General features: G+C 31.1%; 18 protein-coding genes and 1 tRNA gene. 12 read left to right on the top strand and 7 right to left on the bottom strand.

What is annotated here, in order from left to right; all coding sequences use genetic code 11:
• The first annotated feature begins 26 nt into the window (after positions 1 to 26).
• The 6 genes from JM82_RS08965 to JM82_RS08940 all read left to right on the top strand — a co-directional run bounded on the left by JM82_RS08965 (position 27) and on the right by JM82_RS08940 (position 4,440).
• A complete protein-coding gene (locus JM82_RS08965; RefSeq protein ID WP_145002518.1) occupies positions 27 to 959 on the top strand; it encodes a type IX secretion system membrane protein PorP/SprF in 933 nt (310 codons plus the stop codon).
• Between the two features lie 19 nt (positions 960 to 978).
• Entirely contained in the window at positions 979 to 2,892 is a 1,914-nt protein-coding gene (locus JM82_RS08960; RefSeq protein ID WP_145002515.1) for an OmpA family protein, read from the top strand.
• 120 nt (positions 2,893 to 3,012) lie between these two features.
• Positions 3,013 to 3,555: an isopentenyl-diphosphate Delta-isomerase gene (gene idi, locus JM82_RS08955; protein WP_145002512.1), complete on the top strand. Its 543-nt coding sequence runs from the start codon at positions 3,013 to 3,015 to the stop codon at positions 3,553 to 3,555.
• Positions 3,533 to 3,943 carry a 6-pyruvoyl trahydropterin synthase family protein gene (locus tag JM82_RS08950; protein WP_145002509.1) on the top strand — a complete coding sequence of 137 codons (411 nt, stop codon included), beginning with the start codon at positions 3,533 to 3,535 and terminating at the stop codon, positions 3,941 to 3,943. The genes idi and JM82_RS08950 overlap by 23 nt, the downstream gene beginning before the upstream one ends.
• Positions 3,944 to 4,037: 94 nt before the next feature.
• Positions 4,038 to 4,307 (top strand): hypothetical protein, encoded by a 270-nt coding sequence (locus tag JM82_RS08945; protein ID WP_145002506.1) that lies wholly within the window; start codon positions 4,038 to 4,040, stop codon positions 4,305 to 4,307.
• Positions 4,308 to 4,366: 59 nt separating this feature from the next.
• A tRNA-Thr gene (locus JM82_RS08940) sits at positions 4,367 to 4,440 on the top strand.
• A gap of 111 nt (positions 4,441 to 4,551) precedes the next feature.
• Here JM82_RS08940 and JM82_RS08935 read toward each other — a convergent pair.
• The 5 genes from JM82_RS08935 to JM82_RS08915 form a co-directional block, all read right to left on the bottom strand.
• Entirely contained in the window at positions 4,552 to 5,250 is a 699-nt protein-coding gene (locus JM82_RS08935; RefSeq protein WP_145002503.1) for a DUF4369 domain-containing protein, read from the bottom strand.
• Positions 5,251 to 5,300: 50 nt separating this feature from the next.
• Positions 5,301 to 6,608: a DUF819 domain-containing protein gene (locus tag JM82_RS08930; RefSeq protein WP_145002500.1), complete on the bottom strand. Its 1,308-nt coding sequence runs from the start codon at positions 6,606 to 6,608 to the stop codon at positions 5,301 to 5,303.
• A gap of 426 nt (positions 6,609 to 7,034) precedes the next feature.
• Positions 7,035 to 7,964, bottom strand: a complete 930-nt coding sequence (locus JM82_RS08925) for an alpha/beta hydrolase (RefSeq protein ID WP_145002497.1) — start codon at positions 7,962 to 7,964, stop codon at positions 7,035 to 7,037.
• 380 nt (positions 7,965 to 8,344) lie between these two features.
• The gene (locus JM82_RS08920; RefSeq protein WP_145002494.1) at positions 8,345 to 8,938 is read right to left on the bottom strand and encodes an alpha-ketoglutarate-dependent dioxygenase AlkB family protein; all 594 of its coding nucleotides are present in this window, start codon (positions 8,936 to 8,938) and stop codon (positions 8,345 to 8,347) included.
• A gap of 3 nt (positions 8,939 to 8,941) precedes the next feature.
• On the bottom strand, positions 8,942 to 9,301 hold the full coding sequence (locus JM82_RS08915) for a MauE/DoxX family redox-associated membrane protein (RefSeq protein WP_145002491.1): 360 nt from the start codon (positions 9,299 to 9,301) through the stop codon (positions 8,942 to 8,944).
• Positions 9,302 to 9,345: 44 nt separating this feature from the next.
• Here JM82_RS08915 and JM82_RS08910 point away from each other — a divergent pair, with 44 nt between their 5' ends.
• Positions 9,346 to 10,011, top strand: a complete 666-nt coding sequence (locus JM82_RS08910) for a M15 family metallopeptidase (protein WP_145002488.1) — start codon at positions 9,346 to 9,348, stop codon at positions 10,009 to 10,011.
• Positions 10,012 to 10,014: 3 nt separating this feature from the next.
• Here JM82_RS08910 and JM82_RS08905 read toward each other — a convergent pair whose 3' ends face one another.
• Positions 10,015 to 10,386, bottom strand: a complete 372-nt coding sequence (locus JM82_RS08905; protein ID WP_145006717.1) for a VOC family protein — start codon at positions 10,384 to 10,386, stop codon at positions 10,015 to 10,017.
• Positions 10,387 to 10,514: 128 nt separating this feature from the next.
• Entirely contained in the window at positions 10,515 to 11,165 is a 651-nt protein-coding gene (locus JM82_RS08900; RefSeq protein ID WP_145002485.1) for a YceI family protein, read from the bottom strand.
• A gap of 165 nt (positions 11,166 to 11,330) precedes the next feature.
• Here JM82_RS08900 and JM82_RS08895 point away from each other — a divergent pair, with 165 nt between their 5' ends.
• From JM82_RS08895 to JM82_RS08875, 5 genes are all read left to right on the top strand, one after another.
• Positions 11,331 to 11,888, top strand: coding sequence for a nucleotide exchange factor GrpE (locus JM82_RS08895; protein WP_145002482.1), 558 nt, complete (start codon positions 11,331 to 11,333; stop codon positions 11,886 to 11,888).
• 7 nt (positions 11,889 to 11,895) lie between these two features.
• Positions 11,896 to 13,017 carry a molecular chaperone DnaJ gene (dnaJ, locus tag JM82_RS08890; protein WP_145002479.1) on the top strand — a complete coding sequence of 374 codons (1,122 nt, stop codon included), beginning with the start codon at positions 11,896 to 11,898 and terminating at the stop codon, positions 13,015 to 13,017.
• A gap of 325 nt (positions 13,018 to 13,342) precedes the next feature.
• Positions 13,343 to 14,266 (top strand): ABC transporter ATP-binding protein, encoded by a 924-nt coding sequence (locus tag JM82_RS08885; protein WP_145002476.1) that lies wholly within the window; start codon positions 13,343 to 13,345, stop codon positions 14,264 to 14,266.
• Between the two features lie 2 nt (positions 14,267 to 14,268).
• A complete protein-coding gene (locus tag JM82_RS08880; RefSeq protein ID WP_145002473.1) occupies positions 14,269 to 15,582 on the top strand; it encodes an ABC transporter permease in 1,314 nt (437 codons plus the stop codon).
• 8 nt (positions 15,583 to 15,590) lie between these two features.
• Complete coding sequence (locus JM82_RS08875; protein ID WP_145002470.1) at positions 15,591 to 16,520, top strand: mechanosensitive ion channel family protein; 930 nt, start codon at positions 15,591 to 15,593, stop codon at positions 16,518 to 16,520.
• The last annotated feature ends 2 nt before the right edge of the window (positions 16,521 to 16,522 follow it).

Raw genomic sequence — 16,522 nt, 5'->3', positions numbered from 1 at the left:
CAAAATAAATTCATACCTTATTTCAAATGAAAAATAAAATTTTAATATTAATAGCTGTATTAAGTTCATTTTATGTAACAGAATTATCTGCGCAACAAGATGCACAATACACACAGTATATGTACAATACTTTAAGTATAAATCCAGCATATGCAGGTTCTAGAGATGGACTTAGTGCTTTATTATTGTATCGTACGCAATGGGTAGGATTAGATGGAGCTCCAGATACAGGTAGTTTCAATATCCATTCTCCTTTTGGTGATGAGCAAAATGTCGGATTAGGTTTATCTGTTGTAAATGATAGGATTGGACCAACGCAAGAAACCTATTTTGATGTGTCATTTTCTTACTCTATAAATACGTCAGATGAAGGTAGATTATCTTTTGGTTTGAATGGTGGTGGAAGTTTGTTAGATATAAAATATTCGGAATTAAGCTCTTATAATAATGGAGATGTATTATTGCAAAGTGATATTGATAATAAGTTTTCACCTCAAATAGGAGCTGGTGTTTATTATCGTAATTCAGATAAATGGTATTTAGGATTATCAGTACCAAATATACTTGAAACTAAATATTTTGACGATGCTTCTTTATCTCAAGCTTCAGAAAGAATGCACTTTTATTTAATGGGAGGTTATGTTTTTGATATTAATCAGGATTTAAAATTAAAACCAGCTTTTTTAGTTAAACAAGTTTCAGGATCACCTTTACAGGCAGATTTAACTGCAAATGCTTTATATAAAGATAAATTTACAGTTGGATTAGCATACCGTTGGGATGCTGCAGTTAGTGGATTGTTAGGGTATCAGGTATCAGAAAGTTTAATGTTAGGTTTTGGTTATGACAGAGAAGTAACAGATTTAGGTCAGACTAAGTTTGATTCTGGTTCTTTCGAGGTATTTTTAAGATTTGAACCTAGAGATTTAACTAAAATTTTATCACCAAGATTCTTTTAAAACATAGATAACAAAGATTATGAAAAATAGATATATACTTTCTACTTTAATTATTGCACTATCATTTAATCTAACATTTGCTCAAAATGATGGTATTTCTAGTAGTACAGAAAAAAAGTATGATAAATTATCCTATGTTGAAACAACAAAGGAGTTATTAAAGTTAATTGAAAAAGGTAATAAAACACCAGAAGTTTATAAAAAACTAGCTAATTCATATTATTTCAATACTAAAATGGAAGACGCTTCCAAGTGGTATGGTGAAATGTTTAAATTGGACGCAGTAGTTGAGTATGAGTACTATTATCGATATGCGATGAGTTTAAAAGCTATTGGTGACTATGAAGGTGCAAATGCTAATATGAAAGAGTTTGCTGCTTTAAAGCCAAATGATTCTAGAGCAATATTATTCTCTAAATCTCCAAATTATCTTGAAACTATCGAATCACTTTCAGGTGATTTTGAATTGGAAAATTTAGATTTAAATTCTCGTTTTTCAGATTTTGGAACCTCTTTTTATAAAGGTGGAATTGTTTTTGCTTCTTCTAGAGGTGACGGTAAATTATATAAATGGAACGAACAACCATTTTTAGATTTATACTATCAAGCTAACGATTCTAGTGCTGTAACTCCTTTATCTACAGCTATAAATACTAAATATCACGAGTCGTCAACATCTTTTACTCACGATGGGAATATCGCATATTTTACTAGAAACAATTATTTTCATGGTAAAGTCAGAAAAAGTAATGAAAAAGTAAATGGATTAAAAATTTTTAAAGCAGAACTTAAAAATGGCGCTTGGTCAAATATAGTCAGTATGCCATTTAATAATGACGATTATAATGTCGCGCATCCAGCCTTAAGTTTAGATGAGTCTAGATTATATTTTGCTAGTGATATGCCAGGTACTCGAGGTAAATCTGATATTTATTATGTAGATATTTTAGAAGATGGTACTTATGGCGAACCAGTAAATTTAGGAGATGCTATCAATACAGAAGGAAGAGAAAATTTTCCATATATAAGTAATAATGGAACACTATATTTCTCATCAGATGGACATCAAGGTCTTGGTGGATTAGATGTATTTATGACTAAGTTAGATGACCCAAGTCAAACAGTTACCAACTTAGGTAAACCAATTAATAGTTCTAGAGACGATTTTGAATTTATAATTGACGAATTTTCAAATATTGGATACCTAACTTCTAATAGATATAATGGTAAAGGAGATGATGATATTTATAAGTTTTCTAGATCATTTTGTACGCAGTTAGTGTCTGGTACAACAGTAGACAAAACAACTAATATTATACTGCCTTACGCAAGTGTTGTTGTTTTAAATGAAAAAGGAGTAGAGGTTCAAAACTTGACATCAGATCAAAACGGTTCCTTTAGTTATGAAGGACCTTGTAACAAGCAAAAATTTAATATTATAGCATCTAAAGATGGTTATACTCAATCAGACCAAACGTTTGTTGTTAATCCTAAAAAGAAAGAAGATGTTGTTTTAAAATTAAACCTAACACCTGAAACAACATTACCTGCAGAAGTTGGAATGGATTTAACCGAAGTTTTAAAATTAAATCCAATCTATTTTGATTTTGACAAGTCTAATATAAGACCAGATGCAGAATTAGAGTTAAAAAAGGTAATAGATTACATGAAAAAGTATCCAACAGTTAGAATTGATGTACAATCGCATACAGATTCAAGAGCATCAGATGACTACAACTGGGCTTTATCTAATAGAAGAAACGTATCTACCAAACAATACATTATTCAAAAAGGAGGTATATCGCCAGATAGATTAGAAGGTAAAGGTTACGGAGAAACTATGTTAGTTAATAGATGTAGTAACGGAGTCAAGTGTACCGAAGAAGAACATGATTGGAATAGAAGAAGTAACTTTATAGTTATTAATAGATAATTTCAACCATATTAATATGGAAAAAGCATCTCATTAGAGATGCTTTTTTTATTAAAATTAACTTAAAACAAAAATTAGCCCAAGTCTAATTATTAACTTTGTTTTTATCAAATATTTTTAATGAAAGAAGAACATGTAATTTTAGTAAACGAGTTTGATGAGCAAATTGGACTAATGCCAAAAATGGAAGCCCATGAAAAAGCATTATTACATCGTGCATTCTCTGTTTTTGTTTTTAATGATAAAAATCAGTTAATGCTACAACAAAGAGCTTTAGGTAAGTACCACTCTCCTGGATTATGGACTAACACATGTTGTAGTCATCAACGTGAAGGAGAAAGCAATATACAAGCTGGGACAAGACGTTTACAAGAAGAAATGGGTTTTGTAACACAACTTGAAGAAAAAACATCTTTTATCTACAAAGCTCCTTTTGATAATGGTTTAACAGAGCATGAATTGGACCATATTATGGTTGGTTATTATCAAGATCAGCCAATTATTAATAAAGATGAAGTTGAAAGCTGGAAATGGATGTCTTTAGAAGATGTAAAAGCAGATATCCAAAATCAGCCAGAATTATATACAGCTTGGTTTAAAATAATTTTTGATAAGTTTTATCAATTTATAAATATTAGTGATGAAAGTAACAGTCAGTCGTAAAGCCCATTTTAATGCAGCCCATAGATTATATCGTAAAGATTGGTCCATGGAAAAAAATGATGAGATCTTTGGAAAATGTAACAACCCTAATTATCATGGTCATAATTATGAGCTTGTAGCTAGTGTTACAGGAGATATTGATCAAGAAACAGGTTTTGTAATTGATGTTAAAATTTTAAAAGACATCATTAAAATGGAAGTAGAAGATGCTTTTGACCATAAAAACCTAAACTTGGATGTTGCAGAGTTTAAAGATTTAAATCCAACAGCAGAAAATATTGTCGTTGTAATTTATAATAAAATCAAAGCCAAATTAAAACAAGGCTTAGACTTGGAAGTAACACTTTACGAGACACCAAGAAACTTTGTATCCTATTCTGGTAAATAACATGCATAAATTAAATAAAGGCTTTAAAGTGGATTTAAATAGTTCTAATTTCGAACTTTAATCGTAGCTTTGCACTTAAATAAATTTTAAAATTATGGCAAATAAAAGAGACCTAAAAAAAGACATTAATTACGTTTTAGGAGATATTATTGAAGCAGTTTATGTTTGGGAATACACAAACACTGATAAAGACAACAAACAAAGTGAAGCGATCATTGATGACGCAATAGTAACTTTTGACGAGCTTATAACTAAGACTAATGCTAAAGACGTTGATAACAAAAAAGCACATTTTAACGCTGTTAAAAAAGAGCTTGAAGATAAGGGGCGTGCATTAATTGAAAGAATTAACAAATTAGGTTAATTTTTTTTAAAAAAAAGCTTGCAGATATCATTAAGAGAATTATATTTGCAAACTCTTTTGCCGATGTAGCTCAGCTGGCTAGAGCAGCTGATTTGTAATCAGCAGGTCGTGGGTTCGAGTCCCTCCATCGGCTCAAAAAAGCTTCTCCTAATTGAGAAGCTTTTTTTTTGATCTAACATCAAATTTTAACAATAAAAAAAGCCATCTAAATTTAGATGGCTTTTTTTATATCAAACTATTTTTTCTATTGCTCAGTACGTTTAATTTCGGCAATGTACACTTCTAATTGTTTTCCATATTTAGAGGCTTTAATTTCTGGCGTAAGCACTTTACTTATGGTGTCTAAATAAATAACATTGGCATCGTAAATTTCCGAAAGTGCTAAGTATGGAGCAACTTCACTATCCTTATGTGTTACAGCAAAATTAGCAGTGTATAAATACTTTCTTTTCTTAAAGCTATTTAATATGGCTTCAGTTTGCTTTAACTTGATAGTATCTTTGTCTCTTGCTGCTTCAATATATTCTTTAGTTAAGTCTAAATTTTTATTATTAAACTTTCCTATCATACTTAAATACTCTTCTAAAACATCATGTTGCTTAGATCCTTTTATTTTAGCATCGTAAGAAAATCCCTTTAAAGTTGTATTAATTTCAGTAACACCTTTATCAGCAAAAAAGGATATCCTATCATCCTCTTTGGTGTTTTTATTTAAATATAAATAAAACATTTCTGGCTCATCTATGTCTGATTGTAACGTAAATTCAGGAGAACCATTAACAACAATTGAGTCTACAGTCACTAAAACAGTATCATTTACCTTTTTTAGGTATATAGTCCCTTTTTTTAATCCTTTTACAGTCCCTTTGACTGTCAATTTATTAGCATCATTTCCGCAAGAAAATAAAGACACCAATACTAATAATGCAATAATTTTTTTCATTTAAAACTTATTTTAAGGTGGGCAAATATCAATTAAAAAACAGAAAAATACTAACCTCCAGAAGCTAATTGCATTAAAATTGTACAACCAATAGCTGCTAAAGTTCCTACAGCATATCCAAATACTGCTAAAAGAACACCAACTGTTGCTAAAGATGGGTGAAAAGCAGAAGCTACAATTGGAGCAGATGCTGCACCACCTACGTTAGCTTGACTTCCAACCGCTAAAAAGAAATAAGGTGCTTTAATAAGTTTTGCAACTCCAATTAAAAGTAATGCATGAATACCCATCCATACAAATCCAATAGCTATAAGACCAACGTTATCAAATATAGAACTAATGTCTATTTTCATTCCGATGGTTGCAACTAAAATATATATAAAAACACTACCAAATTTACTAGCACCTGCGCCTTCATAATTTTTAGCTTTAGTAAAAGACAACAATATAGCTACAAGTGTAGCAATACTAATCATCCAGAAAAACGAACTATCTAAAAACGTAAAAGTGTTTTTTAAAGTAGTAGATTCTATTCCCGAAATTATTTCTCCAAAAAAAGGCGCTAAATTGTCAGCACATAAATGTGCCATACTTACAGTTCCAAAAGCTATGGCAGCCAATAACATTAAATCTGTTAAGCTTGGATTACGTTTAACACTTTCAGTAAATGTGGACATTTTATCTTTTAGTGCCTCAATAGAGGATGTATCTGCTTTTAACCATTTATTGATACTAGCGCGTTTTCCAATACCAATTAGTAGAATAGCCATCCATACATTAGCAACAACTATATCCACAAATACCATTTTTCCGTACTCAGCTTGATTATAACCGTAAATTTCTAACATTGCGGTTTGATTAGCGCCTCCTCCAATCCAGCTTCCAGCTAAAGTAGATAAACCTCTCCAAACAGCATCAGGACCTATTCCGCCTACTGTGTCAGGTGATATTGTGGCAATTAATAGTATAGCAATTGGTCCACCAATTACAATACCTATTGTACCTGTAAAAAACATGATAAGTGCTTTCCATCCTAAATTAAAAACTGCTTTTAAATCAATGCTTAATGTCATTAAGACTAGTGCTGCAGGTAATAGATATCTACTAGCAACATAATACAAGTTGGTTTTGTGTGCTACTATGTCACCAGTTTCGGTTGTTGTTTCCCATTCTGGAGCAATTAGACCTATGGTTGTTAGTATAGCTGGCAGCATATATGCCATAAACAAGCCAGGAACAATCTTGTAAAATTTTTCCCAGAAACCGCCTTTTAAAGATTCTGTATAAAATATTAAGCCTAAGGCAATCATTAACACTCCAAAAACAATAGTGTCGTTAGTAAATAATGGTTCACTCATAATTTTAATTTATAGATAACGCAAAATAATCAAATAATATGGTTATTAAAACATTTAAAAACAAAGTTTGGCACAGGATTTGTTTAATATAAATTGTAATTATTTATGATGACGTTCTAATACTAGGTGTGGTTACCTAAACAGAAAATAGTAGTAATTACATTTGGTTGGTTAGTATGAAAAAGCATCCCTATAAAGGATGCTTTTTCTGTTTTTAAATTTAATAAACCTTTAACACTACAAAATGTTAGTTAGTTTGTTTTGGCACGACAATTGTAATATTAAAAGTGTAATTACTTATGATGACTTTCACACAGGTGTGGTTACCTAAATGAAACGAGTAGTAATTATCATATTTTTGGTTGGTTAGTATGAAAAAGCATCCTTTTTAGGATGCTTTTTCTATTTTATGATGTTTGATAATTTTTACTTGGTTGTAATAAAAGTTATAATACTAGCTAATAAACCATCTGCTAATGGTCTATGCGATTCGTTATAAGATTTAGAGTTTTCAAGGTCATCACCTTCAATGGTTACCATAACATGATTCATATTTTTTATTATTTTTATAGAAGCATCGCTTGCAGCCTCTTTTAATAATAAAGCTTCGGTTTCACTAACTTGTAAATCCTTAGTTCCATTTATTACTAATGTTGGTATGTTTAAAGTACCCATTATATCAATTGGATTGTGTTTCATCCAACTAATAAAAAAACGTTGTGTTTCAATATTAAAAATGGATGTTAAAGCTTCAGGATAATCTAATGTTGTTTTTCCTGTTTTTAAAATAGTAAACACGCGTTTTGTATCTTCTGTAAATTGTGGTGCTGTTTTTTCTATTTGTTCTATAATAACACTGTCTATAGTTTGTCCTGCTCCAGCTATGGATATAAAGCCATTAGCTTTATCCTTTGCTGCTAGCATACCAATTAGGCTTCCTTGATCATGTCCTATAATGTATATTTTATTATAAAGATTTAAATTTTTAAAATAGTCTAATACTGCACTGGCATCTGTTACAAAATCATCAAAAGATAAATTAGGATCTACGTTGTTTTGTCGTATTTGTTTAACAATACGCTTGTCGTATCTAAAGGTTGCAATGCCATTATTGGTAAGTCCTATTGCTAATTTTTTGATGTTATTAGTTTTTAAAAAGTTTTGATTACCATCTCTATCATTGGGTCCATATCCTGCTATAATTATGGCTAAAGTTGGTTTGTCATCATTTAAAGGTGTTAATAATGTCCCATTTATGTGTTTGTTTACAACAATGTCTTTAGATGTAAACGTTACATCTTGGGCACTGGCAGTAGATAGTATAAAAAACAGAATGATTATAAGTTGTGATTTCATTTTAAGGGTTTTAACAAGTAAGTCAAATAGGATGCCAAATATTAAATTATACTATTCAAAGTTACACTTAAAATTTGGTATAAAAATAATGTTTGAAAGGATTTTGAAATGTGTTTTTAATCGATTTTTAGTGTGTTTTAATCGATGAATGTTAAAATTTAGTGCATTTCATCGATTTATAATGTTTTTTATCGTTTTGCTTCGAGATAAGCTTTATGTTTGTCTTGTGCTAGAAATTACAAACTTTTAGTTCAATGGATTAATTAATTAATATTTGCATTGTTGGGTTAGTTTGGATAATCTAAATTAATTTAACACAAAATGCCAAATAGCAAAAAGCCAAGGTTGAGGGACCTTGGCTTTTATGTTTTTAATACTTTTTATTTTATGATTCTAAAAGTTAAATTAATTCTAGGCATTATTTGTTTTTTGGTTTTAGCAATCTGATGTAACCAATGATGTTGCGTGCTACCCTTCATTAATAATAAACTGCCATGCTCTAGTAATAGTTTTTGCTTTAATGATTTGTCCGTTTTATGTTTGAGATTAAAATATCGTGCTTCGCCAAAACTAACAGAGGCAATTATAGGATTTATACCTAAAGATTTTTCGTCATCAGCATGCCAACCATTGCTATCTTGACCATCTCTGTATAAATTAGCTAAGCATGTAGTAAAGTTTATGTTTGCTATAGTTTCTACTCTTTTTTTTATTTCGCTTAAAGCGGAAGTAAAGCCATGTGGATGCATGGTAATATTGGAATAACTATAGGGTTTATTATTGGTGCTAAATAAAGCAGTTAATCTGGGTTGTGCATGCGTTTTTCCAAACAAAGTAATGTTATCTTGCTGCCAAGGGATGTCATTAAATAGCAAATCGTAATAATCGGAAGCTTCGTTTATGTCAAAAAAATTAGGAAAATAACTAATCTCAGCATCTGGCAAATTAAGTTTGATTTCTTCTGTAAAAAGCATTTCTTAAAATTTTAAATACCAAAATGCCCAATACATTAGCCCAAATTGTAACGGAAGACGTAATAACAAGATCCATTTTGGTAGTCCAGCCGAAGCTTTTTTTTCAGTTAACATATATATGTGGACCATTAAAAATAAAAGCAACATTAATATTATACCATAAATTGAAATAGCTTTTAATGCAGGAATGCAGACTGTTATACCTAAAACTATTTCTGCAATACCACTTAATTTAACTAGTAGTTTATGATTAGGTAAGTATCTTGGCATGATGCGTAAATACATTTTAGGTTTAATAAAATGCATAACACCTGCAAACACATAAATTGCTCCCATTAAATATAGATGCCAAGGATAGGTCATAATTAGTTTTTTATTTTATAAATTTAGCCTATAAAATTTAAATCATGAAGTATAATTTAGCGCTTTTACTAACATTTTTTACAACTATTAGTATTGCACAATTAAGGGAGGGATTTGTCTATGCTCAAGATATAATTCAAGATTTAGATGTAGAGTTAAAGTATTGTAATGATGATAATTTTGTAGGAGAGCAAATTGATGGTTACAATAAAGAGGTCGTGATTATGACAACATTAGCAGCTAAAGCTTTAAAAAATGTACAAGATACCCTTAAAAAAAAGGGGTTAGGTTTAAAAATTTATGACGCTTATAGACCACAACAAGCGGTAAACCATTTTGTAAGATGGGCAAAACAAGTTAATGATACCTTAAAAAAGCAAGAGTATTATCCAAATGTAGATAAAAAAAATCTTTTTAGTCAAGGTTATATTGCCTCCAAATCTAGACATAGTAGCGGAAGCACAGTAGATTTGACAATTATAAATTTAAAGACAGGAAAAGTTTTAGACATGGGTAGTCCTTATGATTTTTTTGGTCCAGAATCTTGGGTAAGTAATACTAAATTGACATCAAAACAGCAGGAAAATAGACAACTATTACAACACGTCATGTTGACAAATGGCTTTAGAAATTACCCAAAAGAATGGTGGCATTTTACCTTAAAAGGAGAGCCTTTTAAAAATCAATATTTTGATTTTCCGGTAGAGTAAAGGTTAAACATGTTGATCTACCAAAATCTGGTTACCATCAGGATCCAGTATCATAAAACTTGCAGGACCTTTGGTGGTAGTGTCTGCTTCGGTAATAAAAGAAATATTATTATCTTTTAATTGTTTTTGTATGGACCTAACATCATCAAAATCTTTTAACGGATTAGCGTTTTCATCCCAACCAGGGTTAAACGTGATAATATTTTTATCAAACATACCCTGAAAAAGTCCTATTAACGCATTTCCATTTTTCATTATTAAATAATTTTGTTCAAGTTGTCCACCAAAAACTGTAAAACCTAAAGTTTCATAAAATTGTTTGGACGCAATAATATCTTTTACTGCTATACTTATTGATAAGGCACCTAAAGTCATTGTAAATTTATATTGGTTAGTATAGGCTAAAGTTATATTTTTTTTATGAGTTTGTAGTTTAATGTCGTTATTAGAAATAAAAAAAGCCACAACGTTAATTGTGGCTTCTTTTTAGTAGTAGTTAATTGTTAAGCTTTTTTAGCTTTAACAGATATTTTAATTTCTACATCATCCTTAATTAACTTATCTCCTAAAGATGCTGCAACATCATCACTTGTAGCAGAGTTGTACATAATGTTCCACTCTGTTCTATCTAAAGTAAACGTGTCACTTGTAATAGTTACATCGTCACCATTTACAGCTACAGATGCTGGGAAAGTAATGTTCTTTTTAATACCTTTTAGTGTTAAGTTACCACTAATATTGTTTCCTTCTACTTTTGTAATTTCAAATGCTGCAGTACCAAATTGTGCTACATCAAAAAAGTCTGGACTTTTTAAGTGACCTACTAGATTTGCGTTAGCTTCTTCAGTTTCAGGAATGTCAGTACATTTAATAGTGTTAATGTCAAACATAAAGTTTCCACCAACTAATTTGTCTCCTTCAAACTCAGCAACTCCAGTTGATACATTAATAGTACCTTCATGTCCACCAACAATTTTGTTAGCTTTCCATATAATCATAGAGTTGTCAGCATCTGCTTTATATTTAGCAGCTTCTGTGTTTTCAGCTACAGCTTCAACTTCACCTGTTTTTGCTTCTTTAGCATCACTTTTACAAGCAACAACACTTAATCCAACGATTGCTACTGCAAAAAGGTTTAATACAATTTTTTTCATGATATAAAATTTTAGTTTTAGTGATTTAAAGCGCAAATATATAAATAATCTTCCATGGAAACTAATTATTTGTTTATTAAAAAAAACAATGACATTTTGACATTTTTAATAGTAATGGCAGTACTTTTGCCATCCCAATTACAGTATTTTAAATTAAGTACAATAATGAGCAAGAAAAGCAACAACGAAACAAACATAGAAGAAGAAATTAATTCTACTTCAAATCAAGCAGAACAAGCAACAACACAAGAAGAGGTTGCAGAAGAGTTATCTGTGGAAGAGCAGTTAAAGGCTGATTTACAACAAGAAAAAGATAAATTTTTACGTCTTTTTGCCGAGTTTGAAAACTATAAAAAACGTACCTCTAGAGAGCGTATTGAATTGTTTCAAACTGCAAGTAAGGATGTAATGGTATCTATGTTACCAATTTTAGATGATTTTGAACGCGCTTTATTACACATCGACGATGACAAAGAAGCAGAAGAAATGCGTAAAGGTGTCCTATTAATTTACAACAAATTATTACAGACATTACAACAAAAAGGATTGTCTCAACTAGAAGTTAGAGCAGGTGATGTGTTTAATGCAGATCATCATGAAGCGATAACACAAATACCAGCACCTACTGAAGACTTAAAAGGTAAGATTGTAGACGTTATAGAAAAAGGTTATAAACTAGGCGAAACTGTTATACGTTTTCCAAAAGTAATAATCGGACAATAAATCAAATATGGCTAAAAGAGATTTTTACGAAATATTAGGTATAAATAAATCAGCATCTCAAGCTGAAATTAAAAAAGCATACCGTAAAAAGGCAATCGAGTTTCATCCTGACAAAAATCCTGATGATAAGGATGCTGAGTCTAAATTTAAAGAAGCAGCAGAAGCCTATGAGGTATTAAGTGACGACAACAAAAAGGCACGTTACGACCAATTTGGACACCAAGCATTTGAAGGTGGTGGTGGAGGCTACAGTGGTGGCGGAATGAACATGGACGATATTTTTAGCCAATTTGGTGACATCTTTGGAGGTGGAGGTTTCTCTGGTTTTGGAGGTGGCTTCGGTGGAGGTGGAGGACAACGTCGCGTTAAAGGTAGTAACCTACGTGTACGTCTTAAACTTACTTTAGAAGAAATTGCTAATGGTGTTGAAAAGAAAATTAAAGTAAAACGTAAAGTTCAGGCACCAGGTACCACATATAAAACGTGTAATACGTGTAATGGAGCTGGTCAAGTGACTAGAGTTACAAACACAATTTTAGGTCGTATGCAAACAGCTGCACCATGTCCAACATGTAGTGGAGCAGGACAAACAATAGATAAAAAACCTAGTGAAGCTGATGCACAAGGTATGATTGCTAAAGAAGAAACTATTCCAGTTAATATACCAGCAGGAGTAGTAGACGGAATGCAACTTAAAGTATCAGGAAAAGGTAACGAAGCACCAGGTAATGGTGTGTCTGGAGACTTACTTGTAGCAATAGAGGAAGAAGCACATGAGTCTTTACAACGTGAAGGCGATAATTTACATTACGATTTATACGTAAGCTTACCTGATGCAATCCTAGGAAACTCAAAAGAAATTGACACAGTTACCGGAAAAGTACGTATCAAGATAGAAGCAGGTATGCAATCGGGTAAAATATTACGCTTACGCGGAAAAGGTATTCCTAGTATTAATGGTTACGGTAAAGGAGATTTATTAGTACACGTTAACGTATGGACACCAAAAACATTAAACAAAAAACAAAAAGAGTTTTTTGAAAGTATGAAAGAGGACGAACACTTTTCTCCTAAGCCAGAGCGCAGTGATAAGTCATTTTTTGAAAAAGTAAAAGACATGTTTTCGTAACAAAAAGCATAAACTAAACTTTAAAAGCTCACATTTTGTGAGCTTTTTTTTGCTTTTTGTTTAACTATTTAAATCATTTAACATCTTATTTAATAAAAAATAGTATATTTGGTTTATCGCTAGCCTAGCTAGTGATAATTTTTCTTTTTCATAGCAATTTTTTCCCATCCTTTATTTATTTAGAGGGTGGGTTTTGTTTTATATAAAAAGATATTTCTTCCTTTAAGTTAAAAACACCTAAATTAGTAATGTTACTATTTTAACATTTTCTATATTTACAACTAAAGCTAGTGTTAGCTTAACTAATCAATCTTAAAAAATAACGATGAATAACCTTTTAGAGGTGCACCAAGTATCTAAAAAATTTGGAGACTTTACAGCACTAAATAATGTGTCTATTACTGTTCCAAAGGGTAGTATTTTTGGTTTGCTTGGTCCAAATGGAGCAGGAAAAACAACTTTAATTAGAGTCATTAACCAAATAACAATGCCAGATTCTGGACATGTTTTGTTGGATGGAGAAGCTTTAAAAAATCACCACGTAAAAGATATTGGCTATTTACCGGAAGAGCGTGGATTATATAAATCCATGAAAGTTGGCGAGCAAGCTTTGTACTTAGCACAATTAAAAGGTATGCAAAAAGCAGAAGCTAAAAAACGCCTTAAAATGTGGTTTGAACGCTTAGAGATTGGAGACTGGTGGAATAAAAAAATACAGGAATTGTCTAAAGGTATGGCACAAAAAATTCAGTTTGTGGTTACTGTCCTGCATGAACCCAAATTATTGATTTTTGACGAGCCCTTTTCTGGGTTTGATCCAATTAATGCAAATTTAATAAAAGATGAGATTTTAAGACTAAGAGATGAAGGTGCAACCGTAATTTTTTCTACACATCGTATGGAATCGGTAGAGGAGTTGTGTGACCAAATAGCCTTAATACATAAATCTAACAAAGTATTAGATGGTAACCTAATGGATATAAAACGCCAATATAAAAGCAATACTTTTCAAATTGGTATAAATCCAAATAATGATAATTTAGAACAAGAGTTAGCAAGTAAATTTAGTGTGACACCAGCCGAATTTAAAACATTAGAAAACGACTTAAAACTTAATATTAAGTTATCTAATAACGAGTCGGCTAATGACCTATTAAGCTACCTGACTAGTAAAGGACAGATTTCTCACTTTGTAGAAGTTATTCCAAGTGCCAACGATATTTTTATTCAAACAGTAAAGAATAACTAACCATGAACCATCTTCCACTTATTATACAACGCGAGTATTTAACCAAGGTTAGAAACAAATCGTTTTTAATAATGACGGTCTTAAGTCCGTTAATATTTATAGCTTTAATAACCGTCGTTGTGTATTTATCTCAGATGAATAACAATAAACAACGTGTCATTTCGGTATTGGATGATTCCGGAATGTTGACTGAGGTTTTTAAAGATACAGATAATACAAAATATAACCTCCTGACAGGTTTAAGTTTAGATAATGCAAAAACTATAGTAGAAGAAAAAGGTGATTATGGCTTGCTTCATATAAATAAATTAGAAAATTTTGAAAATGCAGCTACTAGTGTGCAATTTTATTCAGAAGAATCACCATCCTTATCTGTAATTTCTTCATTAGAAAATAAAATAGAAAAGGAGCTAACCAATCTTAATATGGCAAGTCAAGGTGTCGATATAGAGATGATTAAAGCGTCTAAAATAAAGATTAACATTGCACAAGAAAATTTTTCTGGTGTTAAGTCATCTAAAATTGACAGTGTAGTTAAGCTTGCATTTGGTGGTGCAGCAGGTTATTTGCTTTTTATGTTTATCATTATTTATGGTAATATGATCATGCGTAGTGTTATCGAAGAAAAGACAAGTCGTATTATAGAAGTTATCATTTCTTCTGTAAAGCCAGTGCAATTAATGTTAGGTAAGATAATTGGGACATCTCTAGCAGGAGTGACTCAGTTTATTATATGGATTATTTTAGGAGGTGTCTTACTAACAGTAGTCTCTGCTATTTTTGGAATTGACTTTGCGCAGGCGCAAACACCACAGCAAGAAATTATGCGTCAAGCAATGGCTAATCCAGATGCAAGCATGAAAGTACAAAGTTTATTTACAGCATTTTATAACTTACCACTTGCTAATTTGGTAATTGCATTTTTATTGTTTTTTATAAGTGGCTATTTATTGTATAGTTCTTTATACGCAGCAATTGGCGCAGCAGTAGATAACGAAACAGATACGCAACAATTTATGTTACCTATTTTAATGCCATTAATATTAGCAGTTTACGTTGGTATGTTTACCGTAATAGAGGATCCACATGGTACGGTAAGTACTATATTTTCGTTTATACCGTTTACTTCACCTGTAGTGATGTTAATGCGTATTCCGTTTGGTGTGCCAATTTGGCAACAAGTAGTATCGTTATTACTATTGGTTGGTACTTTTATGTTTACGGTATGGTTTGCAGCAAAAATTTACAGAGTAGGTATATTAATGTATGGTAAAAAACCAACTTATAAAGAGTTGATTAAGTGGATTAGATATTAATTTTTACAATGATTCAAGAAATTAAAGTAGCAGATAAAATTGAAAAAGAAGTAGAAAAAGTAAGTGATGTGATTACTGAAAGTTCTATTTGGGAAAAATTTATAGAACTATTAAACTATAAAATTTACACCTTTACTGATGATAAGGGTTTGACTACTAGCGTAATTAAAGTTAAGTATATATTACTTATTATATTAGTTTTAATACTAACAACTATAGTATTACGATTTATTAGAAAAGTAGTTACGCGTCACATGCCTGATGATGATAAAGCAAAATTTACTACTGTATTTTCATTTGCACGTTGGTTTATATACATAGTAGTATTTCTTATAATATTAGATTCAATAAATATAGATGTAACAGCCATTTTTGCAGCTTCTGCAGCACTTTTAATTGGTGTAGGTTTAGCGCTTCAAACGTTGTTTCAGGATATAATTTCTGGAATTTTTATATTAGTTGATCAATCGGTTCACGTTGGAGATATTATGGAAATTGATGGTAAAGTGGGTCGCGTGGAAGAGATTAAGTTGCGTACAACTAGAGCTGTAACCATAGACGATAAAGTACTAATTATTCCTAATCATTTATACCTTACTAACAGCCTTTATAATTGGACTCAAAACGGAACAAGTACAAGAGAAGGTGTTGATGTAGGTGTTGCCTATGGAAGTGATGTACAATTAGTTAAAAAATTATTATTAGAGGCAGCAACGTCTATCCCAAATGTTTTTAAATTTCCAGAACCTGCTGTTACTTTTACAGACTTTGGGGATAGTGCTTTAAATTTTAGGGTAACGTTTACTATAGATGACAGCTTTAATGCAAGAATACCTAAAAGTGAAATCCGTTTTGAAATAGATAGATTGTTTAGAGAAAATAATATTACCATACCATTCCCTCAACGCGATATTCACATTATAAAGGATAGCAAATAAAA

This window comes from Olleya sp. Hel_I_94 (assembly GCF_007827365.1).
Classification (GTDB): Bacteria; Bacteroidota; Bacteroidia; order Flavobacteriales; family Flavobacteriaceae; genus Olleya.
Note: the sequence above shows the minus strand (reverse complement) of the source record. Positions and strands in the feature narration are given on the sequence as shown.